At 73.3% G+C, this 23754-nt stretch carries 13 protein-coding genes; 8 read left to right on the plus strand and 5 right to left on the minus strand.

Going from position 1 to position 23754, the window contains the following annotated elements; all coding sequences use genetic code 11:
* Nucleotides 1–40: 40 nt before the first annotated feature.
* From eno to F7P10_RS16075, 4 genes are read right to left on the minus strand one after another with little or no spacing between them, the layout of a single operon-like run.
* Nucleotides 41–1381 (minus strand): phosphopyruvate hydratase, encoded by a 1341-nt coding sequence (gene eno / locus F7P10_RS16060; RefSeq protein WP_151010083.1) that lies wholly within the window; start codon nucleotides 1379–1381, stop codon nucleotides 41–43.
* Nucleotides 1378–2379 (minus strand): aminoglycoside phosphotransferase family protein, encoded by a 1002-nt coding sequence (locus tag F7P10_RS16065; protein ID WP_151010084.1) that lies wholly within the window; start codon nucleotides 2377–2379, stop codon nucleotides 1378–1380. Before F7P10_RS16065 ends, eno begins: the two co-directional genes overlap by 4 nt.
* Nucleotides 2376–3365 carry a C-terminal binding protein gene (locus tag F7P10_RS16070; protein WP_176611491.1) on the minus strand — a complete coding sequence of 330 codons (990 nt, stop codon included), beginning with the start codon at nucleotides 3363–3365 and terminating at the stop codon, nucleotides 2376–2378. Before F7P10_RS16070 ends, F7P10_RS16065 begins: the two co-directional genes overlap by 4 nt.
* Nucleotides 3366–3384: 19 nt before the next feature.
* Nucleotides 3385–4458 (minus strand): fumarylacetoacetate hydrolase family protein, encoded by a 1074-nt coding sequence (locus F7P10_RS16075; RefSeq protein ID WP_254716625.1) that lies wholly within the window; start codon nucleotides 4456–4458, stop codon nucleotides 3385–3387.
* A 139-nt stretch (nucleotides 4459–4597) separates the two neighbouring features.
* Here F7P10_RS16075 and F7P10_RS16080 point away from each other — a divergent pair, with 139 nt between their 5' ends.
* Nucleotides 4598–5548 (plus strand): cyclase family protein, encoded by a 951-nt coding sequence (locus F7P10_RS16080; RefSeq protein ID WP_151010086.1) that lies wholly within the window; start codon nucleotides 4598–4600, stop codon nucleotides 5546–5548.
* 18 nt (nucleotides 5549–5566) lie between these two features.
* A complete protein-coding gene (locus tag F7P10_RS16085) occupies nucleotides 5567–6577 on the plus strand; it encodes an amidohydrolase family protein (protein ID WP_151010087.1) in 1011 nt (336 codons plus the stop codon).
* Between the two features lie 12 nt (nucleotides 6578–6589).
* Here F7P10_RS16085 and F7P10_RS16090 read toward each other — a convergent pair whose 3' ends face one another.
* Complete coding sequence (locus tag F7P10_RS16090; protein WP_151009234.1) at nucleotides 6590–7360, minus strand: transposase family protein; 771 nt, start codon at nucleotides 7358–7360, stop codon at nucleotides 6590–6592.
* Nucleotides 7361–8294: 934 nt separating this feature from the next.
* On the opposite strand from F7P10_RS16090, the gene F7P10_RS16095 reads away from it, so the two are divergent.
* From F7P10_RS16095 to F7P10_RS16120, 6 genes are all read left to right on the plus strand, one after another.
* A complete protein-coding gene (locus F7P10_RS16095; protein WP_151010088.1) occupies nucleotides 8295–8909 on the plus strand; it encodes a hypothetical protein in 615 nt (204 codons plus the stop codon).
* Nucleotides 8910–9004: 95 nt separating this feature from the next.
* Complete coding sequence (locus tag F7P10_RS16100) at nucleotides 9005–10618, plus strand: MFS transporter (RefSeq protein WP_151010089.1); 1614 nt, start codon at nucleotides 9005–9007, stop codon at nucleotides 10616–10618.
* 26 nt (nucleotides 10619–10644) lie between these two features.
* Nucleotides 10645–11265: a hemerythrin domain-containing protein gene (locus F7P10_RS16105; protein WP_218040537.1), complete on the plus strand. Its 621-nt coding sequence runs from the start codon at nucleotides 10645–10647 to the stop codon at nucleotides 11263–11265.
* 232 nt (nucleotides 11266–11497) lie between these two features.
* Nucleotides 11498–15421, plus strand: a complete 3924-nt coding sequence (locus F7P10_RS16110) for a non-ribosomal peptide synthetase (protein WP_151010090.1) — start codon at nucleotides 11498–11500, stop codon at nucleotides 15419–15421.
* Nucleotides 15418–22074 (plus strand): type I polyketide synthase, encoded by a 6657-nt coding sequence (locus F7P10_RS16115; protein WP_151010091.1) that lies wholly within the window; start codon nucleotides 15418–15420, stop codon nucleotides 22072–22074. Before F7P10_RS16110 ends, F7P10_RS16115 begins: the two co-directional genes overlap by 4 nt.
* A gap of 42 nt (nucleotides 22075–22116) precedes the next feature.
* Nucleotides 22117–23634, plus strand: a complete 1518-nt coding sequence (locus tag F7P10_RS16120; protein ID WP_176611492.1) for an ABC transporter substrate-binding protein — start codon at nucleotides 22117–22119, stop codon at nucleotides 23632–23634.
* Nucleotides 23635–23754: the final 120 nt, after the last annotated feature.

Genomic DNA, 23754 nt, shown 5'->3' on the forward strand with positions numbered 1-23754 from the left:
GCCGAAACGGCGCCGGCCGCCACGGGACCCGCCCGGCGGGTTAGGCGAAGCGGGAGAGCGCCTGGCCACCGGCGTAGACGGCGCCGTCCCCGAGCGCGGACTCCAGCTGGATGAGCCGGTTCCACTTGGCCGTGCGCTCCGAGCGCATTGTGGATCCGACCTTGATCTGGCCCGTGTGCCACCCCATGGCCAGATCGGCCAGCCAGGTGTCCTCGGTCTCACCGGACCGGGCCGACAGCACCGTGGTGTACCGCGCCGAGTGCGCGCGGCGGACAACGTCGAGCGCGTCGGACAAAGTACCCGCCTGGTTGGGCTTGACGAGCACCGCGTTGGCGGCGCGAGCAGTGATGCCCCGCTCCAGGCGATCCAGGGCCGTCACGAAGAAGTCGTCGCCCAACAGCTGCACATGCTGCCCGGACCGTGCCGAGCCCAGCACCCGGGTGGCCTCGGGCCAGCCCTCCCAGTCGTCCTCGGCCAGCGGATCCTCCAGGGAGACGATCGGGAAGTCGGCGCACCACTGCGCCAGCTCTGCGACCAGCTCCGCCGAGGTCAGCCACCGCTGCTCCGCGGCCAGCGTGTAGTGACCGTCCCGGTCGAAAAACTGCGTCGCGGCGATGTCGATGGCGATCCCTACGCCGGCGCCGTCCCCGCCGTCCAAGGCCAGCCCCGAGCGCTCAATGCCCTGGCAGAGCACTTCCAGAGCGGTTCGGTTGGTGGGAAGGACGGGTCCCAGCCCTCCCTCGTCGGCGACCAACGCTATCGGCAGCCCCCGCTCGGACAGGACCTCGGCGGTCCCCTCGCGAACGCGCGACGCCCACTCGACGGCCTCGGCGAAGGAGCGTGCCCCCAGCGGGACCACCAGGAAGTCCTGGACATCGATCGAACGGCCCGCGTGGGCCCCGCCGGAGATGATGTTGACCATCGGTACGGGCAGCAGCGGCGCCTCGTCCTCGTGGCCGGCCATGGCGGCGGCGTGCTCCCACAACTCCCGGCCGCCGCTGCGGGCGGCCGCCACCGCGGCCGCGACGGAGACCGACAGGACCGCGTTCGCGCCCAGCCGGCCGAGGTCGCCGGTTCCGTCGAGCTCACGCAGCCGCCGGTCGATGGCCGCCTGATCGGCGGCGTCCTGCCCGCGGACCGCGTGGGCGATCTCGGCCTCGACGTTGGCGACCGCCTTCAGCACACCGTTGCCGGCATAGCGGCCAGGCTCCCCGTCGCGCAGTTCCCGCGCCTCGTGCGTGCCGGTCGACGCGCCGGACGGGACGAGGGCCGTACCGCGGCCGCCGTCGGCCAGGACGACCTCGCAGCCGACCGTGGGCTTGCCGCGCGAGTCCAGGGCCTGCCAGGCGTGCAGGGACGAAATTGCTGTATCGGATGTCATCTGATCAACTCCCAGGCGTTCAGGACGCCGTTCGACTGGTCTTGAGGGTGGCCGCCGGTGAGGAGCGCCCTGCCCAGCTCTCGTGCGCGCAGCCTTCCGGCCTCGGTGAGGTAGGGGGCGGGGCTCTTGCCGTCGACCCGCGCGATCAGCAGGCATCCGATCTGGCGTGCCAGGTGCCTGCCGTCGAGCGCGAGCGAGTCCCGCAGCTGCCGGGTGTAGGACTGGAAGAAGGCTGCGGCCGACTCCTGGTAAAGGCCCGCCCATCGAGGAGCGTGGACGCTCTTGAGCAGGAGGTGGCTGAGCAGGAACGCCGGATCGAAGGCCGCGTCGCCGAGGTGGGCGACCTCCCAGTCGAGCACCCACATCCGGCCGCCGGAGGCCAGCACGTTCTTGGGACTCAGGTCGCCGTGCACCAGGCAGTCGCGCGCCGCGTACATCGCGTCGACGGTCTCCTCGACGATCGGCGCGAGGTCCCGGTGGGTCGCGGCGACCTCGCGGTGGAACGGGTCGGTGCGCAGCTGCGCGAAGACCGTCCGGTCCTCAAAGCCGGCGAGCCGCGTCTTCTGTCCGGCCGTCCGGGTCTGCCAGACGCCGAGAGCGTGCCCCAGCGCCCGGGCGACTGCGGTGTCCACCACGCCGGACAGCAGATCGTCCCGCCAGTTCGTCCAGCTCCTGGGAGCGCGTTCGATCACCAGGTATCCGCCGGCGAAGTCCACGACGGCGGGGACCGCCTCGGGCGTCTCGGCGTGGGCGAGGCGCAGTGCCCGCGCCTCGATACCGATCCGCGCGACATCGGCCTGCCATTCCCTGGCCACCCGCAGGACGGGCAGCGCGCGTTTCACCACGACGTCGATCCCTGGCCCGGAGACGGCGAACACGTCATTGGAGACCCCGCCGGTGAGGGGGACGGCCTTCGTCCGGGCCGGGTCGGGGATCATGCCTCTCGCCGTGAGGTGGTCGAGGACGGCTGTGACGCCGTCCGATGGTTGGGAACTCACCGTGTCCCCTCCATGCGCAGGGCCGCAATCTTGAAGACCTCGGGATTGACCACGTTCGCAGGGCGTCCGCCCCGCAGCACCTCCGCGATATTCCGCGCGGCCTTCTCGGCGAGTTCGGCCGTCGATCCATCGGAATAGAACCCCACGTGAGGCGTGAGCACCACTAGCGGATGGTCACGGAGCCGGTGCCCCGCGGGAAGCGGCTCAGGATCGGTGACATCGAGGCCGGCGCCCGCGATGTGGCCGCCGTCCAGCGCCCTGACCAGCGCCTCGGTGTCCACGAGCCCGCCGCGCGAGGTGTTGACGAGGTAGGCGCCGCTTTTCATCATCGACAACTCCCGTGCGCCGATCATGCCGCGGGTCCGCGCAGTCAGCGGGCAGTGCAGGGACACGACATCGGCCTCGGCGAGCCCCTCCGCGAGATCACCGACCACCCGGACACCGTCCGGCGGGTCGCCGGAGCCTCCGCCGCTGCGATAAGCCAGGACCTGCATACCGAGTGCCCGCACCCGCGGAACCACCCGCCGGGCGATACCGCCCAGGCCGACCAGCAGGATCTTCTTGCCGCGCAGCCGGACAGGCATCCCACCCGCCCGGTTGTCCCATCCGCCCGCCCTCACATCGGCGGACAGCGCGCCCAGGCGGCGGGCCAGCGCCAGCACGAGCAGCAACGTGGTGTCGGCGACCTCGTCGCCACAAAAGTCCGGGACGTTGGACACCACGATGCCCAGCGCCGTGGCATGGGCGACGTCGATGTTGTCCAGGCCGACGCCGTACCGGCCGACCGTGACGCACCGCGCCGCCGCGTCCAGGACGGACGCGTCGACGGTCTTCCAACATGTCAGGATCGCATCCGCCGCGGGAGCGAGTTCGAGGAGCTCTTCCCGCTCCCCGGTCCGCGCCACCAGGAACTCGGCATCCAGGATGCTCCGCTCCACCTCCAGGTCCGGCCATGCGTAATCGGTGACCAGTACGGTGGGTTTCATCGCGCACATCGCCCCTTCGTCATGTGTGAGGCCGTGGCCAGGGAGCCGAGAAGGTGTGAGGCCGGGCGCGCGGACGGTGGCGCGCCGCAGGTATGGGATGAGGGTCGATGCCCTCGGCAATGGTGTTGGTGATGGTGCCGATGCCCTCGACGGTCATCGTGACCACATCCCCTGGAGCGAGCGGGCGCGGCACCCGTTCGCCCGACCGGCCCCACAGTTCGGCGAGGCAGCCGCCGTTGCCGCAGGTGCCGGAGCCCAGGACGTCTCCCGGCCGTACCTCGGCACCGCGGGACGCGTAGGCGACAAGGTCTTCGAACGGCCACCCCATGTTCGACAGCAGATCGCGGCCGATCTCCTGTCCGTTCACCGACACGCTCATACCGAGCCGCAGAAAGCCCTCATCGTCGCGGTAGGGCTCCAATTCGTCGGCGCTGACGATCCACGGGCCGAGGGTTGCGGCGAAGTCCTTGCCCTTGCACGGACCGAGCCCCACCTCCATCTCGGCGCTTTGCAGGTCCCGTGCAGACCAGTCGTTAAATATCGCATATCCGAAGATGTGCTCTCTGGCCTGCTCGGGTGTCAGGTCCCGGCCGCCCGTTCCGATGATTGCGGCGACCTCGAGCTCGAAGTCCAGCACCTCGCCGCCGGGCGGCATCCGGATCTCCGCACCCGTGCCGACCACGGCGTAGGGGTTCGTGAAGTAGAAGGTGGGCGCGGCATACCACCGGTCAGGCACGCCTTCGGCCTTCGAGACACTGCGGCGCACGCCCTCGACATGTTCCTCGAACGCCACGAAGTCACGGACCGTCGGAGGCTCTAAGGGAGCGCCGAGCACCACGTCCGCGAGCGGGATGCCCGGCTCACGAAGCGCCCTGCCGGTGGCATGCCGGACTTCGAAGACATCCCGGCCGATCAGCTTCACCAGTTCGACGTCCAAAGGATGGATCAGCTGTTCTTGAACGATACCTGCGGCACGCCGGCCGCGGTACAGGAAACTGGCGTAACGCATCCATGCCTCCTCGTAGCCCGGAACACCGACATCCCACCAGAAGCGGCACCGTCCGGGGAAATACATGGTGGTGATCCCAGCCATTCGCATTGCCAATGAGCCCGCAGCGAGACCCCTATGATTACCGGCGTTGATAGCAGGTATCAGGCATGCTGATTTCCGCGCGAGGATGTTCCGCGGGCATAGTGGCGAATTCGATGCGCCACTGTGAAAGGGCCAGGCCATGACAGACGCCGAGGAGGCGATCGCGCAGGCGGCCGCCGCGTACTCCAACTGGGGCCGCTGGGGGGCCGACGACGTGCTCGGCACGCTGAACTTCGTCAGCGACGCCAAACGGGTCCAAAGCGCGACCCTGGTGCGCCGCGGCGCGTGCTTCTCCCTGGCCCAGCGGTTCGACACCGACGGGCCGCAGAAGGGCTGGCGGCGCCGTACCAACCCCGTCCACACCATGACCGACACCGGCGCGGACGCGGCGCTCGGCACGCAGGGCTTCCCGCACGGCTTCGGCGGCGCCGACGACGTGATCGCGATGCCGCTCCAGTGCTCCACCCAGTGGGACGGCCTCGGCCACATCTTCGACCACGGCAAGGCATGGAACGGCCGCCCGGCGGAGCGGACCGTCACCTCCGACGGCGACCTCGTCACCGGGATCGAGACCATCGCCGACCGGATGGTCGGCCGTGGCGTGCTCTTGGACGTCGGCCGTGTCATCGGCACCGACGGCGAACTCCCCGACGGGTTCGCGATCACCGAGGAGCACCTGACCGCAACCGCGACGGCCCACGACGTCGAGATCTCCACCGGTGACATCGTCTGCGTCCGCACCGGGCAGCTCGCCCGCGCGCGCCGCGACGGATGGGGCGACTACGCCGGCGGCCCCGCTCCCGGCCTTTCGTTCACCACCGCCGGCTGGCTGCACCGCACCGAGATCGCCGCGATCGCCACCGACACCTGGGGCTTCGAGGTGCGCCCCAACGAGTTCGACGGCGCCTTCCAGCCGCTGCACCAGGTCGCCATCCCCAACATGGGCCTGTTCATCGGCGAGATGTGGGACTTCGAAGCCCTGGCGGCCGACTGCGCGACCGACGGCGCGTACGAATTCTTCCTCGCGGCGCCGCCCCTGCCCATTACCGGGGCCGTCGGCTCACCGGTCAACCCGATCGCCATCAAGTAGCGCCGCTCTGGAGAGTCCATGACCGTCATCGACGCACACGCGCATCTCCTGATCCCCGCCCTCGAACGAAAGGTGGCCGACCTTCCGGGCTTCAGCGAGCACCGGAGCCTGGAAGCACTGCGCAACGGGCCCGAGTCCATGGAAGTGAACGCGGGCATGATCAGCGAACGGCTCCCGCGGCTCACCTCGCTCGACCGGCGTCTCGCCGACATGGACCGTACGGGCGTCGACATCCAGATTGTCAGCCCGTCACCCTCGCACTACCACTCCTGGGCAGAGCCCGGCATGGCCGGAGAACTCGCGCGCATCGCCAACGAGAGCATCGTCGCGCACTGCTCCCGAGCCCCGAACCGACTGCACGGCCTGGGCCTGGTTCCGCTGCAGCACCCCGACCTCGCCGCCGACGTCCTCGACGAAGCGATGGACATGGGCCTCAAGGGCGTAGAAATCCCCAGCCACGTTCCCGGCATGGAACTGTCACATCCCGGCCTTGAGATCTTTTGGGCGCGAGCCGCTGCCCGGGGCGCGGTGGTGTTCCTGCATCCCTTCGGCTGCACCCTGAACGAACGCCTGGACCGCTGGTACCTGTCGAACATCGTCGGACAGCCCGTGGAGAACGCCGTCGCGCTCTCCCACCTCATCTTCTCCGGCGTCCTCGACCGGTACCCGGACCTGAAACTCCTCGCCGCCCACGGAGGCGGTTACCTTCCGACCTACCTCGGACGCTCCGACCACGGTTGGCGGACACGTCCCGACGCCCGCGGCTGCATCGAACTTCCGAGCACCTACCTGCGCCGCATCTGGTTCGACTCACTCGTCTACACACCCCAGGTACTGCGAGCCTTGATCGCGGCAGTCGGAGTTGACCGCGTGGTGATGGGCTCCGACCATCCGTTCGACATGGGCAACGAAAATCCCGCCGAAGCGGTGCGCGCCGCCCTCAGCGAAGACGCGGAACTCAAAGCAGTACTCGGCGCGAACGCCGCAGATCTCTTCACCTTGTCCACCTCCCCTCCCAGCAACCTATAGAGGGAGCCTTTTTCAGTACGGCCGGTGCTCGCGGTTGTGGAGGACGTGGACAGCTTTGGCCAGATGACCGGCCATGAAGGGGCAGCAGCGTAGGCGGGTGAGGATCTTCCAGCTCTTGAGCTGTGCGTTCGCCCGTTCTCCGGGTCCGCGGAGCCGCCCCAGGGCCTGGTTGGCCTGCTTGAGATGGTCGGGCAGGTCCTTGCCCTTGACCGGGACATGGATGTGCGGGCCGGCTCCGACGTAGGCCTTGTCGGCCAGCACCGGGATCCCGCAGGCGGCCAGGTGCCGGACGATGCCCCAGATTCGGGCGGCCTTGATGTCGTGGACCGCGCCGCGCAACGGTCCCGACACCCACACGATCGTCCCGTCCGGTGCCGCGATGACCTGCAAGTTCATGCCATGCCGTTTGTGCTTGCCCGAGTAGAACGGCCGGTCGGCCCGCACCCGGTCGATGGGGATCAGCGTGCCGTCCAGCACCAGGAAGGGCACCCCGTCCCGTCGTGCCCGGGCCAGCGCCCGCTCCAGCTTGGGAGCGCGAGCCGACAGCAGCATGACCGTCTCGTTCACATACCGCCACGCGGTGGCGGTGCCGACCCCGAAACCGGCGCCCAACTGCGCGAACGTCTCGCCCTTCTTCAGGTACACCAGCGTCATCAGCGCCTGCATCCCCGGCACCAGCGCCCGGCCCTTGCTGTCCACCTGCCTGCGGTGACGGCGGACCACACCGGTCACGTACTCCAGCGTCGGACGCGACAACGGCAGCGAAGCACGGTAGAAAAGCATGCGGAACCTCTGGTCGGATCGGGCGTTTGTGAGAGATCACCCGTCCTACCAGGGGTTCTTCATCTTCCAAGGGCCACCACGCCGCCCGCGATCATGCTGTGATCAGCGCTCCCCTGCCGCTGCTGAAAAAGGCTCAGGGATGAGGGATCTCCCTCTGATCGTGAAGCCCAGTAGATCTGGGTCATGGGTGGTCCAGAGGAAGGGGCCGACGCGGCGTCCGGGGCTTCGGCCGCCGGCCCGACCGATCACGCACGTGAAGCTCTTCGGGTTCCGTTCACAGCAAGAAGCCGGCGCCTCCTCGTGTTGAACCCTTGGCGCGCACAAGACCACACTCGTGGTCAACACGCTCATCCGCGCCTGTGGTGGTGGGGTTGTGGGTGCAGCCATGTGCGCGGTTCCCCGTAGGGGGTACCACGCGCATGGCTGCAAGATCGCCGGCGCCGTCCGTCCCGACACCCGCGATGGCCGCTCTCGCGGCGCCCGCCTGCGTGTCGAACGTCCCGGGCGTGACCTGGACCTTTACGGGGCTGTCCAGTTAGGGACTCTGTGGCTCTTCCGGTGCGTGGGCTGCCGCACTGTGAGCGCGTGGCCGAGGTCTTGAGCGAGGTTCTCGCCGAGGTGTTCACTCTGCGTCGCCCGACCGGCGTCCTCGCCTGGGCTCGAGGTTGGCGGGTGTGCACGCTGACTCAACATCTGTGCACTCACCCGTAAGACGTGGCCGGGGTGCGGGCTGCACGCTCGTGTGGAAGGCCGGTGGCACTCTGCGTGGGCCGGGTGGGCCGGGCCTTCGTCCTCGATGGGAGAAACCGTGCCCGAACTGTGGTCCCTGCGACGCTCTGCCGTCGTCGTTTCCGGCGCCGCCCTCGCGGCCTTGCTGTCCGCCGCGCCGGCTCATGCCGTCCCTGCCCCCATCACCTTCGGCAACCCGGGAGACGTGCCCATCGCCGGCAACTGGAACGGGAACGGCGCTGACGAGATCGGCGTCTACCGGCCTGCGAGCAGCACGTTCTACCTTCGCCATGCCAACGGCGGCTACAGCTCGTTCGCCTTCGGCAACCGCGGGGACGTGCCCATCATCGGCAACTGGAACGGCACCGGTGCCGATGAGATCGGCGTCTACCGGCCCGGCAACCGGTCCTTCTACCTGCGGCTGCCGGACGGCAGCGTCATCGACACTCCGCCGCACGGGAACCGGGGGGACGTGCCCGTCATCGGCGACTGGTTCGGCGACGGCTGGGACCGGATCGGCGTGTACCGGCCCGCCAACCGCACCTTCTACCGGGGCGGCCGCGAGCCCATCACCTTCGGGAATCCTGGAGACAAGCCCATCAGCATCAACTGGGACGCCTCCACCGTGGAGCACGAGATCGGCGTCTACCGGCCCGGCAGCAGTACTTTCTACCTGCGCTACGCCAGCGGGACGACCAGGGCCTTCGCCTTCGGCAACCGCGGGGACGTGCCCTTCATCGGCGACTGGGACAACGACGGCGGCGACGACCTCGGCGTTTACCGGCCCGGCAACCGCACCTTCTACTTCGGCGGGATCTGAGCGTCACCTGTGTGACATGCGGGCGAAGAATGTGGCATGGATCTCAGCGGTCCTTCCGGAGTCACATCCGGTCGGGTCCGGGCCTCTTTGTTCGCATGGAAACGGAAACGTCGCGCGAGCCGCGCGGAAATCCGTGGGCGATTCTCTTCACGCTGGCCCTCGGGTTCTTCATGACCCTCCTCGACCTGACGATCGTGAACATCGCGATCCCGGACATGACCGACGACCTCGGCGCCTCCCTGGACGACGTCCTGTGGGTCGTCAACGCCTACACGCTGACCCTGGCCGTCCTGATGATCACCGCGGGACGGCTGGGCGACCTGCGGGGCAAGCGCAACCTGTTCATCCTGGGCGTGGCGGTGTTCACGCTGGCCAGCGCGGCGTGCGGGCTGGCGCAGGACCCCGGGCAGCTGATCGCGTTCCGGGCCCTGCAGGGTGTGGGCGCCGCGATGCTGATGCCGCAGACGCTGTCGATCATCGCGGACGTGTTCCCCGCCGACCGGCGCGGCGCCGCGCTCGGGGTGTGGGGGGCCGTCGCGGGGATCTCCGGAGCCTGCGGCCCGGTCCTGGGAGGTGTGCTGGTCAACGAGCTGGACTGGCGGTGGATCTTCTACGTCAATCTGCCGCTCGGCGGGCTCACGCTGGTGCTGGCGTGGTTCGTGCTGCCGCGCGAGCAGAAGACCGTCCGGCACCGGCTGGACATGCCGGGGGTGCTGCTCGCCACGGCCTCGCTGTTCTGCCTGACCTTCGCGCTGACCGAGGGTGAGCGCAACGACTGGAACGGCTGGACGTGGGCGCTGATCGGCATTTCGGTCATGCTTTTCGTGATCTTTCTCGTATACGAGCGGGGGCGGCAGGACGGCGAGCCACTGGTGCCCTTCTCGCTTTTCCGCGACCGCAATTTCACGATCATGAATTTCGTGGGGATCGCGGTGTCCTTCGGCCTCATCGGCGTGCTGCTGCCGCTGACGATCTATCTGCAGTCGGTCCTCGGGTACAGCGCCCTCGAATCGGGGCTGGCGCTGCTGCCCCTGGCGCTCGGGTCGTTCGTCATGGCGGGCCCGGCCGGGGCGCTGTCGGACCGGATCGGCGGCAAGTACATCCTGATGGCCGGGGTGACGGCCTTCGGCGGGGGACTCGTGTGGATCCTGGCGACCGCCGAGCCCGGCAACAGCTGGACCACCCTGGCGGGCCCCCTCTTCCTCATCGGCATGGGGGCCGGCTGCACCTTCGCCCCGATGGCCACCGAGGTCATGCGCAACGTCCCGCCGCGGCTGACGGGCGCGGCCTCGGGCGTCAACAACGCGCTGCGCCAGGTGGGGTCGGTCCTCGCGGGCGCGATCATCGGCGCCGTCCTGCAGAACCGGCTCGCGAGCGCGCTCGACGAGCAGGCCCGGGAGCGCGCCCGGGCCCTCCCCGGCCCGTACCGCGACCCGTTCGTCGAGGGGTTCTCCGGGGACGCTCTCCAGGTGGGCGCCGAGGCCGCGCTTCCCGCGGGCGTCCCGCAGGACGTGGCGCGGCGCCTGCAGGACGCGGCGGCGCGGGTGTTCGAGCACGGGTTCGTCGACGCGATGGCACCCACGATGGGCGTCTCCGCCGGGGTCATGTTCCTCGCGACGGCCGCATGCCTGGCCGTCCGGAGGCATCGCGGTCCGGCCGCCGCCGCGCACGGGCTGCCCGCCCCCGAACCCGTCCCGGCCGAACGGTGACGGGCCCCGGTCACGAAGGGAAAGCCGTGAACGATCCGGAGCAGATCGACCTGACCGTCATGTACGCGGCGCACGACGCCTTCCGCCGCGACCTGGAGCGGCTGGAGGCCGTCGTCGAGGCGGGGAGAGCGGGCTCCCCGCACGTCCGCGCCGGTTGGGAGAACTTCAAGCACCAGCTGCACATCCACCACACCGCCGAGGACACCGCGCTGTGGCCCCGGGTCGAGCGGGCCGTCCGCCGCAGGCCGCAGGACCTGGCGCTGCTCGAGGACATGGCGGACGAGCACGCGCTCATCGATCCGCTCCTGGCGGCGGTCGACGACGGCCTTTCGGGCCCGGCGGACGACCTCGCGGCGCGGGTCCGCGAGCTGCGGGCGTCCCTCGGCAGGCACCTCGCCCACGAGGAGATGAGCGCGCTGCCGCTGATCCGGTCCACGCTCACGCCGAAGGAGTGGGCGGGCTTCACCGCCGACATCCGCGCCCGCCAGGGGATCAAGGGGGCGGCGGTCTTCGTCCCGTGGGTCGTGGACGGGATCAAGCCGACCGACCGCAGCCGGTTCCTGGCCGCGCTGCCGCCCCCGGTGCGGGTGCTCAACCGGGTGACCTGGGAGCCGCGCTACCGCAGGCTCCGCCTGTGGGCCGTGTGAAGGAAGCCGTGAACGAGCAAGAGCGGAACGGCCTGCGGCGGTTCCTCGCGGCGGCCTGACCGGAGCGCGGCGGGCGGTCCCTCCGGGGGCCGCCCGCCGCGGCATGTCCGGCCCGTGTGCGGGTCGAACGCGTCGCGTGCGGCCGCTCCCGGACAATGCGCACTGTTGCCACGAAAACGGTTGTGATAATCATTATCGTACAGTTCGTGCTTGTCCGGATCTTGGGAGAGCCATGCGTGACGTGCTGCCGTCCCCGCCCGCGATGGTCGATGAAGTCGGTGCGATGGTCGCCGAGGTCCTCGGGCTCGACCTCGTCGCCGTCGATCCCGACACGCCGCTGACCGTCCTGGGGCTGGAGTCGTTCACCGCCGTCCGGCTGCGGCGGCGGCTGCGCGACCTGGGGCTCGACCTGCCGCTGCAGGCTTTCCTCGGGGACGCCACCGTGCGGAGCGTCGCCGCCCGGGAGCCCGACGGGGCGGCGGAGACCGGCGAGGCGTTCCCGCTCACGCCGCTGCAGACGGCGTACTGGATCGGCCGGAATCCGGCGTTCCCGCTGGGCGGCGTGGCCACCTTCTACTACCGCGAGTACGACCGGCGGCCGGACGGCGCCCCGGAGGAAGACCTCGCCCGGCTCGAAGCGGCGTGGAACCGGCTGGTGGCGCACCATCCGATGCTCCGGATGGTCGTGGACGCGGACGGGCGCCAGCGCGTGCTGCCCGAGGTCGACCGCTACGCGTTCCCCGTCGACGATCTGCGGGACGCGGCGGACGCGGACGCCGTCCTGGATCGGGTGCGTCGCGCGTGCTCCCACCAGGTCCGTGATCCCGCCCGGTGGCCGCTGTTCGACGTGCGGGCGGCCTTCCTGCCGGACGGGCGCACGCGGGTGTTCCTGGGGATCGACGTGCTGGCCCTCGACCTGGCGGGCTGGATGCAGATCCTGGCCGAGTGGGGCGGACTCGTGGACGATCCGGGGGCCGGGCTCCCGCGCGCCGCACTGACGTTCGCCGAGGTGATGCGGCGGCACGCCGACGATCCCCGGCGCGAGCGGGACCGCGAGTACTGGGCGGCACGGGAGCTGCCGCCGGGGCCCCGCCTCCCGTGGGCGACCGATCTGGCGGAGCTGCGCGGCCACCGGTTCTCCCGGGAGGCGGCCGAGCTCGGCGCAGGCGAGTGGCGAACGCTGCGGGAGCGCGCCGCCGGGCACGGCCTGAGCCCGACGGGCGTCCTGCTGGCCGCGTTCGGCCTGGTGCTGCAACGGTGGGGGGCCGCGGCCCCGTTCAGCCTGAACACGACGCTGTTCGACCGGCCGGACGATCCGGAACTGGAGCACCTCGTCGGCGACTTCACCTCGACGATCCTGGTCGAGGTGCCCCGGCCGGGAACCGGCGGGTTCGCGGCGTTCGCGGAGCGGGTGAACCGGCGGTTCTGGACCGACATGGACCACCGGACGGTGTCCGGGGTCGAGGTGCTGCGCGATGCCGGGGCGACGGACCTGACGCCGTCCCATCCCGTCGTCTTCACCAGCGGGCTCGGGCTGTCCGATCCCGGCCGGCCGCCGGCCGCGTGGCTGGGCGAGGAGGTCTTCGGCGTCTCGCAGACCCCGCAGGTCGCGCTGGACCACATCGTCCACGACGAGGGCGGGCGGCTGCGCATCGCCTGGGACGCGGCGGACGGCGCGTTCGGCGAGGGCCACGTGGCCGGGATGCGCGACGCGCACCTGCGGCTGCTGCGGCGGCTCGCCGCCGGTCCGGACGCGTGGACCGATCCGGCCCTCGGCTGGGACCCGACGTTCCTCCCGGACGAGCCGCTGGTCCGGCACCCGTTCGGCGACGCCGGGCCGCTGCTGGACGATCCGCTGCGCTGGGCGGCGGAGAAGCATCCGGGGAACGCGGCGCTGCTGGACGGCGCGGGAGAGGTGACACATGCCGGCCTCGCCGGGCGGGTGCACCGGATCGGCCGGGAGCTGGCCGGGACGGGCACCGGTCCGGGCGACCTGGTCGCGGTCGCGTTCGAGAAGGGCGCCGAGCAGGTCACGGCCCTGCTCGGGGTCTGCGCGAGCGGCGCGGGCTACGTGCCCGTCGAGCCGTCCTGGCCGGCCGCGCGGATCGCGTCGGTGTGCGAGCAGGCCGGGGTGCGCCGGGCCGTGGTGCCCGAGTCGTCGGAGGTCTCCTGGCCCGCGGGCGTGAAGGTGCACCGGTTGCCGGCGGGCGGCTCGCTCGGCGGCGACGACGGCCGCGATGGCGAGGCCGAGGTGGAGCCGCGTGCCGCGACGCCCGACGAGCTGGCGTACGTCATCTTCACCTCCGGATCCACCGGACGTCCCAAGGGCGTCGCCATCGAGCACCGTGCGGCCCGCACGACCATCGACGACCTGATCGACCGCTTCCCGGTCGGGCCGGACGACCGGGTGCTGGGCCTGTCGGCGTTCAGCTTCGACCTGTCGGTGCACGACATCTTCGGGGTGATGGGCACCGGGGCCGGTCTGGTGCTGCCGGACCCGGAGCGGCAGCGCGATCCGGGGCACTGGCTCGATCTGATGGAGCGGCACCGCGTCACGGTCTGGAACACCGCTCCCGCGCTGATGGAGATGCTGGTCGAGTACGCCGAGATCGAGCCGGAGCGCGCCCGCGCGGTGCTGGCCCCGCTGCGGCTGGTGTTCCTGTCGGCCGACTGGATCCCGGTGACGCTGCCGGACCGGGTCCGGGTGCTGGCGCCGGACGCGACCGTGGTCAGCCTCGGCGGCGCCACGGAAGCGTCGATCTGGTCGATCTGCCACCCGATCGGCGACGTCCCGCCGGGCTGGCCGAGCATCCCGTACGGGCGCGCGCTGCGCGGCCAGTCCTTCCACATCCTGGACGAGCGGGGCGGACCGTGCGCGGTCGGCGAGGTCGGCGAGCTGCACATCGGGGGCGACGGCCTGGCGCGCGGCTACATCGGCGACGCGGAGCAGACGCGGGCACGGTTCGTCACCCATCCGGTGCTGCGGCGGCGCCTGTACAAGACCGGTGACCTGGGGCGGTGGCGCACCGACGGGAACATCGAGTTCCTGGGGCGGCTGGACCGGCAGGTGAAGATCCGCGGGCACCGCATCGAGCTGGGCGAGGTGGAGTCGGCGCTCAACCGCGTGCCGGGGGTGCGCCAGTCGGTGGCGCTGTCGGTCCGCGGTCCCGACGACCGGCCGCGGCTGGTCGCGTACCTGGCCGCGTCGGGGGGCGGGGAACCGCCGTCGGACGAGGCGCTCATCGTGCGTCTGCGCGAGCGGGTGCCGGACTACATGGTGCCCAGCCGCGTGCTGTGGCTGGACGAGTTCCCGGTCACCGACAACGGAAAGATCGATTACAAGGCGCTGCCCGACCCCTACCGCCGGACGGCCGGAGCGCCCCCGGCGCGGGCCGCCCTCCCTCCGCAGGCCGCCCCCGCCCCGGCCCCCGCCGGCGACGATCTCGCCGTGCTGCTCGGCCGGGCCGCGGAGCAGGGCCTGGACGTGGCGGTGCGCGTGTCCGGCGGCGCGCTGGCTCCGGTGCGGGCGCTGGTGGCCGCGGGCGAATGGGCCGCGAGCATGGCCGGTGCGGCGGGACGGCGCGGGCTGTCGCTGCAGCAGCGGCTGCCGATGGACGGGCTGATCGAGCTGGGCGTCGTCCCCGGCCCTGTCCCGTCGCCCGCCCCCGCGCCCGCGCCGCCCCCCTCGGCGGTGCCCGCGGCGGCGCCCGCGCCCGACGTCGCGCCGGAACCGGTGGCGGACCTTCCCCCCGATCCGGAGATCGAGGGGATCATCGCGCGGACCCTCAGTGACCTGCTCGGAGGCGCCCCCGTGGACGTGGACACCCCCTTCCTCCGGCTGGGGGCGACGTCGCTGACGCTGGTGCGGGCGCACGCCCGGCTCGTGGAACGGCTCGACCCGGACCTGTCGGTCGTGGACCTGTTCACCCGGCCGACGGTGCGGGAGCTGGCCGCCTGGATCGCCGGACGGACGGGCGCCGCACCGGCCCCCGCCGAGGCCCCGGCACCCGCCGAGGCCCCGGCCCGCGCGGAGCCCGCGCAGGCACCCGCGGAGCCCGCGGCACCCACGGGATCGGCGCCGCCGTCCGGTACGGCGGCGCGGTGGGCGGACGGCCGGCGCGATGCCCGCCGCCGGGCCGCCGAGGTCGCGCGATGAACCCCGGCCAGGACACCGCCGTCGCCGTCACCGGGCTGGCCTGCCGCTTCCCGGGCGCGCCGGACGCCGACGCCTTCTGGCGGCTGCTCACCGAAGGCCGCGAGGGGCTCGCCCGCCTCACCGACGAGCAGCTCGCCGAGCGCGGGGTGCCCCGCGCGCTGCGCCGCGACCCCGCCTACGTCCCGGTCGCCGGGCTGATCGACGGGCAGGACCGGTTCGACCCCGTCCCGTTCGGGTTCACCGGCGCCGAGGCGGCGCTGCTCGACCCGCAGCACCGGCTCTTCCTGGAGTGCGCCTGGCAGTCGCTGGAGCAGGCGGGGCACGGCGGGGGGCGGGGCGCGGGCTCGGTCGGGGTGTTCGCGGGCGCGGCGCAGAGCTCCTACCTGGCCTCGAACCTGTGGGACCGGTGGGACCCGACGGGCGGCGGCGCCGATCCGGCCGGGAGCCTGCAGGCGGCGATGGCCACGCAGACCGACTACCTGCCCCTGCAGACCGCCTACCGGCTGAACCTCACCGGCCCGGCGCTGGCCGTCAACACCACCTGCTCCACCTCGCTGGTCGCCGTGCACGTGGCGGTCCAGTCGCTGCTGTCCGGCGAGTGCGACACGGCGCTGGCGGGCGGGGTGTCGCTGATCGTCCCGCAGGGCCACGGCTACCTCTCCACTCCGGACGGCATCTACTCGGCGGACGGGCGCGTCCGGGCGTTCTCCGCCGAGGGCACGGGGATCGTGTACAGCCAGGGCGCGGGCGCCGTCGTGCTGCGCCGCCTCCGGGACGCCCTGGACGACGGCGATCCCGTCCTCGCCGTCGTGCACGGGACGGCGGTGAACAACGACGGGGCGGCCAAGGCCGGGTTCACCGCGCCGTCCGTGCGCGGGCAGGCGCGGGTGCTGGCCGAGGCGCAGGCCGTCGCCGGGATCGAGCCCCGGCAGGTCGGGTACGTGGAGGCGCACGGCACCGCGACCCGCATCGGCGATCCGATCGAGGTCGCGGCGCTGCGGAAGGTGTTCGGGGAGAGCGGCCCGGCCTGGTGCGGGCTGGGCTCGGTCAAGTCCAACATCGGGCACGCCAACGCCGCCGCCGGGATCGCCTCCTTCATCAAGACCGTGCTGGCGGTGCGGGAGCGGACGCTGCCCGCCTCCCTGCACGCGCGTCCGGTCAGCGAGCTGCTCGGGCTCGCCGGGTCCCCGTTCGGCGTGGTGACCGAGACGCGGCCGTGGGACGGCCCGCCGCTGGCCGGGATCAGCTCGTTCGGCATCGGCGGCACCAACGCGCACGTGGTCGTCGGCCCCGCCCCCGACCGCGCGCCCGCCGCGCCGGATCCTCGCCCGCACCCGATCGTCCTGTCCGCGCGGGAGCCCGCCGCGCTCCGCGAGGCCGCCGGGACGCTCGCCGCCCGCGCCCGCGAAGGCGGCGGGTACGACCGGGCCGACCTGGCGCACACGTTGCAGGCCGGACGGGAACACCTGCCGTACCGGCTGTCGGCCGGATCGTTCGGCGAGCTGGCCGCGGCGGCACCGTCCGGTCCCGTGACGGCGGCGCCGCGGCTGGTGTTCGCCTTCCCGGGCGGCGGCAGCGCCCGCCCCGGGATGGGCGCGGCGCTGTACGGCGCCGAGCCCGTGTTCGCCGCCTGCGTGGACGAGTGCGCCGACCTGTTCGGCGACCTCCTCGGGGTCGACGTCCGCGAGATCGTGCGGGCCGGGGACGCGGAGCGCGCGCACGGACCGGTCCACGGGCTGCCCGCGCTGTACGCGGTGTCGCTGGCCACCGCGAGGCTGCTGGAGTCGTGGGGGATCGTCCCCGACACGGTGCTGGGGCACAGCCTCGGCGAGTACACCGCCGCCGTCGTCGGCGGCGCCCTGCGGCCGGAGGACGCCGCGCGGCTGATCGCCGCCCGCTCGACGGCGATGGCCGAGGCCGCCGGGGACGGCGCGATGCTGGCCGTCCCGCTGGGCGAGGACGCGGCGCGCGAGCTGCTCGACCGGCATCGCGACGTCGACCTCGCGGTCGTCAACGCGCCGGAGGCGTGCGTGGTGTCCGGCCCGCGCGCCCCGGTGGCGGCGCTGGAGGACGAACTTTGCGCGTCCGGGATCGAGCCGTCCCGGCTGCGCTTCGACGGCGCCGCCCATTCGCGCCTGATCGACGGGGCGCTGCCCGCGATGCGGGCCGCCGCAACCGGGCTGACCGGGCGGGTTCCGGCGATCCGGGCGATCAGCACGGTGACCGGGCGGGCGGTGGGCGCGGAGTTCGGCACGGCCGAGCACTGGGTGCGCCAGCTGCGGGAGCCCGTGCGGTTCTCCGCCGCGGTGCGCGCGGCGGTCGGCGACGGGACCGGGACGTCCGCGCGTCCGGCCGTGCTGGTACAGGTCGGGCCGGGCGCGGCCCTGGCCGCCCTCGCGCGCTCCCACGGCCTGGAACCGCTGGTCGCCGCCGTCCCGGCGCTGGCCGTGGAGTCCGGCGCGGACGACCTCGCGGCCGCGCACGCGGCGGCCGGGCAGCTCTGGACGCGCGGCGTGGAGGTCGACTTCGCCGCGATGCACCGGCCGGGACGCCGCAGGGTGGCCGCGCCCGGATACGCCTTCCAGCGGCGCCGCTTCTGGATCGATCCGCCGCGCCGCCCGGCCGGGCTCGGCGACGGCGAGGCGCCCGACGAGACCGACCCGCTCCAGGTTCCCGTGTGGCGCCAGACCGCTCCGCTCCCGGCGCACCGCGCGGCGGACGGCCGCTGGCTCGTCGCCGGACCGGACGGCGCCGCGACGGAACGGCTCGCCGCCGCCCTCGCGGAGGCCGGAGCGCGGACGACCGTCCTGACCGGGGAGGGAGAGGCGCCGGACCCGGCTCCCGGCGGGGAGTGGACCGGCGCGATCGTGCTCGCCGGCGGCTCCGGCGGCCCGGACGGCGTGACCGGGGACGTGCTCCGGCACGCTCGCCTCGCCCGGATCATCGCCGCCGCGGAGGACCCGCCCGCCTTCCTGCTGCTGCTCACCCGCGGTGCGCAGCGCGTCGAGGGCGCCGACCGGCCCGACCCCGCGGCGGCGGCCGCGCTGGCGCTGCCGCGCGTCCTCGCGCAGGAGCAGCCCGGCCTGCGGTGGCGCACGCTCGACCTGGACGAACGGGCCGACGTACCGGCCCGCGTGCTGGACGAGCTGGCCGACCTGACCGGCGGCCGGGAGTCCGGCGTCGAGACGGCGGTGCGGAGCGGCGTCCGCTGGACGCGCGGGCTGCGGCCGTGGAGGCCCGCGGCACCGGACGGGACGCCGCCGCGGCGCGGGCACATCGCGCTCATCACGGGCGGCCTCGGGGACGTCGGCCTGACCACCGCCGCGCACCTCGGACGGCTCGGCCTGCGCGTGGTGATCACCTCCCGGAGCGGCCCCCCGGCGGACGGCGACCGGGCCCGCCGGCTGCGGACGCTGGCCGGCGAGGGCCTGGACGTCGAGGTGCGGAGGGTGGACGCGGCGGACGCGGCGGCGACCGCGGCGCTCGTCGCGGAACTGGCCGCGCGGGCCCCGATCGACCTGGTCGTGCACGCGGCCGGTGTCGTCGCGTCCGCCGATCTGCAGCCGCTGCGCAACGTCACCGCCGGGCACGTCACCGGGCACGTCGCCGCGAAGATCGAGGGCGCGCTCGCGCTGCGCGCCGCCATCGAAGCGCTGCCGCCGGACCGGCGCCCGGCGACGGTGGTGCTGATGTCGTCGGCGGGCACGCTGCTCGGCGGCATCGGCATGGGCCCCTACTGCGCCGCCAACCGCTACCTCGACGCGCTGGCCGAGGCGGCGGCCGGATCGACCGGGGAGGCGGGACCGTCCGGCGGGACGCGCTGGGTCAGCGCGGTCTGGGACGCCTGGAAGGTCGGGCCGATGGGCGGCGAGCGCCAGGTGCGCCTGACGTTCGCGCTGGACGCCCCGACCGGCATGGGCGCCCTCGACCGCATCGTGGCGGCCGGCGGGCCGGGCACGCCTCCGGTGGTGGCGGTCTCGACCACCGACCTGCGCGAACGCGCCGCCACCGCCGCCCACACCGAACCGGCCGCGCCGGGCGACGCGGACGAGGGCGCCGAACTGACCGCCGACCAGCGCGCGGTGGCCGAGGTGTGGTCGGACCTGCTGGGGGTCCCCGTGACCTCACCGGACGCCGACTTCTTCGCCCTCGGCGGCCACTCGCTGCTGGCGACCCGGATGCTGGACACGCTGCGCCGCGCCTTCGGTACCGAACTGCGGCTGCGGGACCTGCTGGCGCGCCCCACCCTCGGCGCCCTCGCCGAACTCCTCGCCGCGACCGGCGCGGAACCCGCCGCACCCGAGACCGTGCCCGTGGAGGCCGGGGAGGCCGGGGACGCCGCCGACGAAGCGGACGACGGCACGTTCCCGATGACCCGCGTCCAGCACGCCTACTGGGTCGGGCGCGGGGGCGGGTACGCGCTCGGCGACATCGCCTGCCACTTCTACCTCGAGTACGACTGCCCGGACCTGGACGTCGCCCGGTACGAGAACGCCTGGCGCGCGGTGATCGACCGGCACCCGATGCTCCGCACCGTCACCACCGCCCGGGGACGGCTGAAAACGCTCGACCACGTCCCCCCGTACCGGATCCGCGTGCACGACCTGACCCGCCTGGACGAGGACGGACGGGACGCGCGGCTGGCCCGGCTGCGCGCCCGGCTGTCGCGCGATCCGGGCCCGTCGGACCGCTGGCCGCTGCTGCACGTCGAGGCGGCCCGGCTGCCGGACGGCCGCGTCCGCCTGTTCATCGGCGTGGACGTGCTGGTGTGCGACGCGGGCAGCTACTGGATCATCGACCGGGAGGTCCGGCGCCGCTACGCGGATCCGGACGCGGCGCTGCCGGACATCGGCGTCGATTTCGCCGCCTGCGCCCGGACGCTGGAGGCCGAGCGGGACGGCGCGGCGTGGCGGGCCGCCGCCGGGTACTGGCGGGAGCGGCTGGACACCCTCCCCGGTCCGCCGCCGCTCCCGGTGAGCCCCCTGGACGGTCCGCCGGTGTTCGTGCGCCGCACCGCCCGGCTCGCCCCCGCCGAATGGGACGCCCTGCGCGCCGAGGCGGCCCGGCGCGGCACGACACCGACCGCCGTGCTGCTGGCCGCGTACGCCGAGACGCTGGCGGACTGGTCCGGCGGTTCGCATTTCGCGCTGACGCTCACCCTGTTCGACCGGCCCCCGATCCACCCCGACGTCGACCTGGTCGTCGGCGACTTCACCTCGCTGCTGATCCACGAGGTGGACCGCCGCGGGCCCGGCACGTTCGCCGGACGGGTACGGGCCGTCCACCGGCGCCTGTTCGCCGACCTGGACCACCGCGCGTACTCCGCCCTGGACCTGCTGTCCGAACGCGCCACCCGGACCGGCGAGGTCGGCTCGGTCCCGGTGGTGTTCACCAGCGCGCTCGGGCTGGAGGACCTGGTGGGCGGCGAACCCGACCTGCAGTGGGTCGGCGAGCAGGTGCACGCGTTGAGCCAGACACCGCAGGTCTGGCTCGACCACCAGGTGCTCGTGCAGCGCGGCGAACTGCTGCTGCAATGGGACGCCGTCGACGGGCTCCTGCCCTCGGACGAGGTGGACCGGGCGTTCGCCGCGTACGCCGACCGGGTGCGGACCCTGGCCACCGACCCCGCCGCCTGGGACGAACCGGCCCCCGAGCCACCGGTCGCCGAGCCACCGGTCGCCGAGTCGGTCGCCGAGCCGGCCACCGGACCGGCGATGGCGGCCGGACCGGCGATGGCGGCCGGACCGGCGGCCGCCGGGGCGCCGCGCGCGTCCGCGACCGTGTCCGACAACGTGCTCGTCCCGCTGCGGGACGGCACCGGCGACCGGACGCTCTTCCTGCTGCACCCGTCCGGCGGTGACGTCATGTGCTACGTGGAGCTGTCCGGCCTGGTCGACGCGGCGTACTCCGTCGTCGCCGTCACCGATCCGGGGCTACTCGGCGACCCCGCGCCCGGCGACCTCACCGGCCTGGCCCGCGCGTACGCCGCCGCCGTCCGGCAGCGCTCCGGCGGGCCGTACGTGCTGGGCGGCTGGTCGATGGGCGGAAGCCTCGGCCAGGAGGTGGTGCGGCTGCTCGCCGAGGACGGGCGGCACGTCGAGAGCCTGCTGATGTTCGACGCGAACGACCCGACCCACATCACCCCGATCGAGGCGCCCACGGCGGACGCGGCCGAGGCCGAGGCGACCGTCCGGCTGCTGGCCGCGTACGAGGCGTTCGGCGGCGTCGACCTCGGCACCGGCACGGAGGAGGAGCGCGCGAAGCTGCGCGGGCTCGCTCCCGGCGCGCGGTACTCCGAGGTGTCGCGGCGCCTGCGCGGCCACCGGCTGCTCGGCCGCCGCGAGGACGTGCGGGACCGGATCGCGGTGTTCGCCCGGCACCTGCGGGGCCTGGCCGCGCACGCGCCCGGCCGGGTCGGCGACGCGCGCGTCCGGACGCTGCTGGTGCGGGCCGACCATCCGGCCGCCCGCAACTCCGGCATCGGGATGGGCGTGGACGACACCCCGCCCGGCCTGCCCGACCTCGGCTGGGGCCGCCACCTGGCCGGTCCGCTCGACGTCCACGGCCTCGGCACCGACCACTACGGCCTGCTGCGCCCGCCCGCGCTGCCCGAGCTGGCCGCCCTGATCGACCGGGCCCTGCCCCGCCCCTGAGCACGACCGCACCCCCATCGAGAAGAACGGATCCACCGACCCATGAAACGCTTTCGCGCCGCCGCAGGCGTGTTCGCACTCGGCCTGGCCATGTCCGCCCTGTCCGCGTGCGGCGGCGACTCCGGCTCCGCCTCCGGCTCGGACGGGACGCTGCGCTACGTCACCGTCGGCGCCCCCGCCGCCGCGACCAACGACCCGCACGGCGGCATCCCGAACCAGTCCGACCTGGTCCGGTTCGCGCTGCTGTACGACGTGCTGGCCAAGCCCCGCGCGGACGGCACCACCGAGCTGCGGCTGGCCGCCTCCATCACCCCCGACGACAAGCTGACCACCTGGACGGTCAAGCTGCGGACCGACGCCGCCTTCAGCGACGGGAGCCCGGTGCGCGCCGCCGACGTCCTGTTCTCGCTGCGCCGCATCCACGCCAAGTCCGCCGAGAACTTCGGCCGCTTCACGATGTTCGACGTCGCCGCGTCCAGGATCGTCGACGACCACACGCTGGAGCTGAAGACCACCGCGCCGTACGCGGAGGTGCCGCGCGCCCTGGAGTCGATCACGTTCGTGGTGCCGGAGGGCACGACGAACTTCGACGAGCCGCCCGCCGGGTCCGGCCCGTACACGATGGCGGGCGGCAACCTCCAGAACGCCGTGCTGGAGCGCAAGGACGAGTGGTGGGGCGGCCGCCCGCCCACCGAGCGCATCGAGGTCCGCGCGGTGATCGACCCGCAGGCCCGCGCGCAGGCCGTCCTGTCCGGGCAGGCCGACGTCGCCTCCAGCGTCAGTCCCGCCACCGCCCGGCAGGCGCGGGGCAACGACGCGGTGAAGGTCGTGCGCCGGCCGGGCGTCATCATGTACCCGTTCGTGATGCGGCTGGACCGCGAGCCCTTCGACGACCCGCGCGTCCGCGAGGCGATCAAGCTGGCCGCCGACCGGAAGGAACTCCTCGACAAGGTCTTCCTCGGTTTCGGCAAGGTCGGCAACGACCTGCTCACTCCGGCCGACCCCACCAGCCCCACCGGCATCCCGCAGCGCACCCGCGACGTGGCCGAGGCGAAGGACCTGCTGGAGCAGGCGGGCCACGGGGACGGGCTGGAGCTCACCCTCGCCACGACCACCTCCTACCCCGGCATGGACACCGCCGCCACCCTGTTCGCGCAGCAGCTCGAGCCCGCCGGGATCACGGTGAAGGTCGTCAACGAGCCGCCGGACACCTACTGGACCGAGGTGTTCGCCAAGCGCGACTTCTACACCGGCTACTTCGGCGGCATCCCGTTCCTGGACGTGACGCGGGTGTCGCTGCTGGCCGACGCGCCCACCAACGAGACCGCCTGGAAGCGCCCCGCATGGGACGACGCGTTCGCCGAGGCCCTCGCGACCGCCGACGCGGGCGCCCGCAAGGCCGCGCTCGGCGAGCTCCAGCGGCAGGTCCGGGACGAGGGCGGCTACGTCGTCTGGGCGACCGGCGACGGGCTCGACCTCGCCTCCTCCCGTGTCGCGGACCTGCCGACCGGCCCCGGCTTCGAGAGCCAGTTCATCGAGCGGACCCGGCTCACCTCTTGAGCGCACCGGTGGCCGGGACGCCGGGCCCGCCCCCGGACGGGACGCCGGGACGGCGCCGGCCCGCGGGCCGGCGCACGAGACGGCCGACGCGGCGGCCCATGCGACGGCCGATGCGACGGC

Origin of the sequence: Actinomadura sp. WMMB 499 (assembly GCF_008824145.1) — a bacterium.
GTDB lineage: Bacteria > Actinomycetota > Actinomycetes > Streptosporangiales > Streptosporangiaceae > Spirillospora.

Coding starts and splice junctions, on each gene's coding strand:
- eno (WP_151010083.1), bottom strand. CDS start 1,381: ATGACATCCGATACAGCAATTTCGTCCCTGCACGCCTGGCAGGCCCTG.
- F7P10_RS16070 (WP_176611491.1), bottom strand. CDS start 3,365: ATGAAACCCACCGTACTGGTCACCGATTACGCATGGCCGGACCTGGAG.
- F7P10_RS16075 (WP_254716625.1), bottom strand. CDS start 4,458: ATGGCTGGGATCACCACCATGTATTTCCCCGGACGGTGCCGCTTCTGG.
- F7P10_RS16080 (WP_151010086.1), top strand. CDS start 4,598: ATGACAGACGCCGAGGAGGCGATCGCGCAGGCGGCCGCCGCGTACTCC.
- F7P10_RS16085 (WP_151010087.1), top strand. CDS start 5,567: ATGACCGTCATCGACGCACACGCGCATCTCCTGATCCCCGCCCTCGAA.
- F7P10_RS16090 (WP_151009234.1), bottom strand. CDS start 7,360: ATGCTTTTCTACCGTGCTTCGCTGCCGTTGTCGCGTCCGACGCTGGAG.
- F7P10_RS16100 (WP_151010089.1), top strand. CDS start 9,005: ATGGAAACGGAAACGTCGCGCGAGCCGCGCGGAAATCCGTGGGCGATT.
- F7P10_RS16110 (WP_151010090.1), top strand. CDS start 11,498: ATGCGTGACGTGCTGCCGTCCCCGCCCGCGATGGTCGATGAAGTCGGT.
- F7P10_RS16115 (WP_151010091.1), top strand. CDS start 15,418: ATGAACCCCGGCCAGGACACCGCCGTCGCCGTCACCGGGCTGGCCTGC.
- F7P10_RS16120 (WP_176611492.1), top strand. CDS start 22,117: ATGAAACGCTTTCGCGCCGCCGCAGGCGTGTTCGCACTCGGCCTGGCC.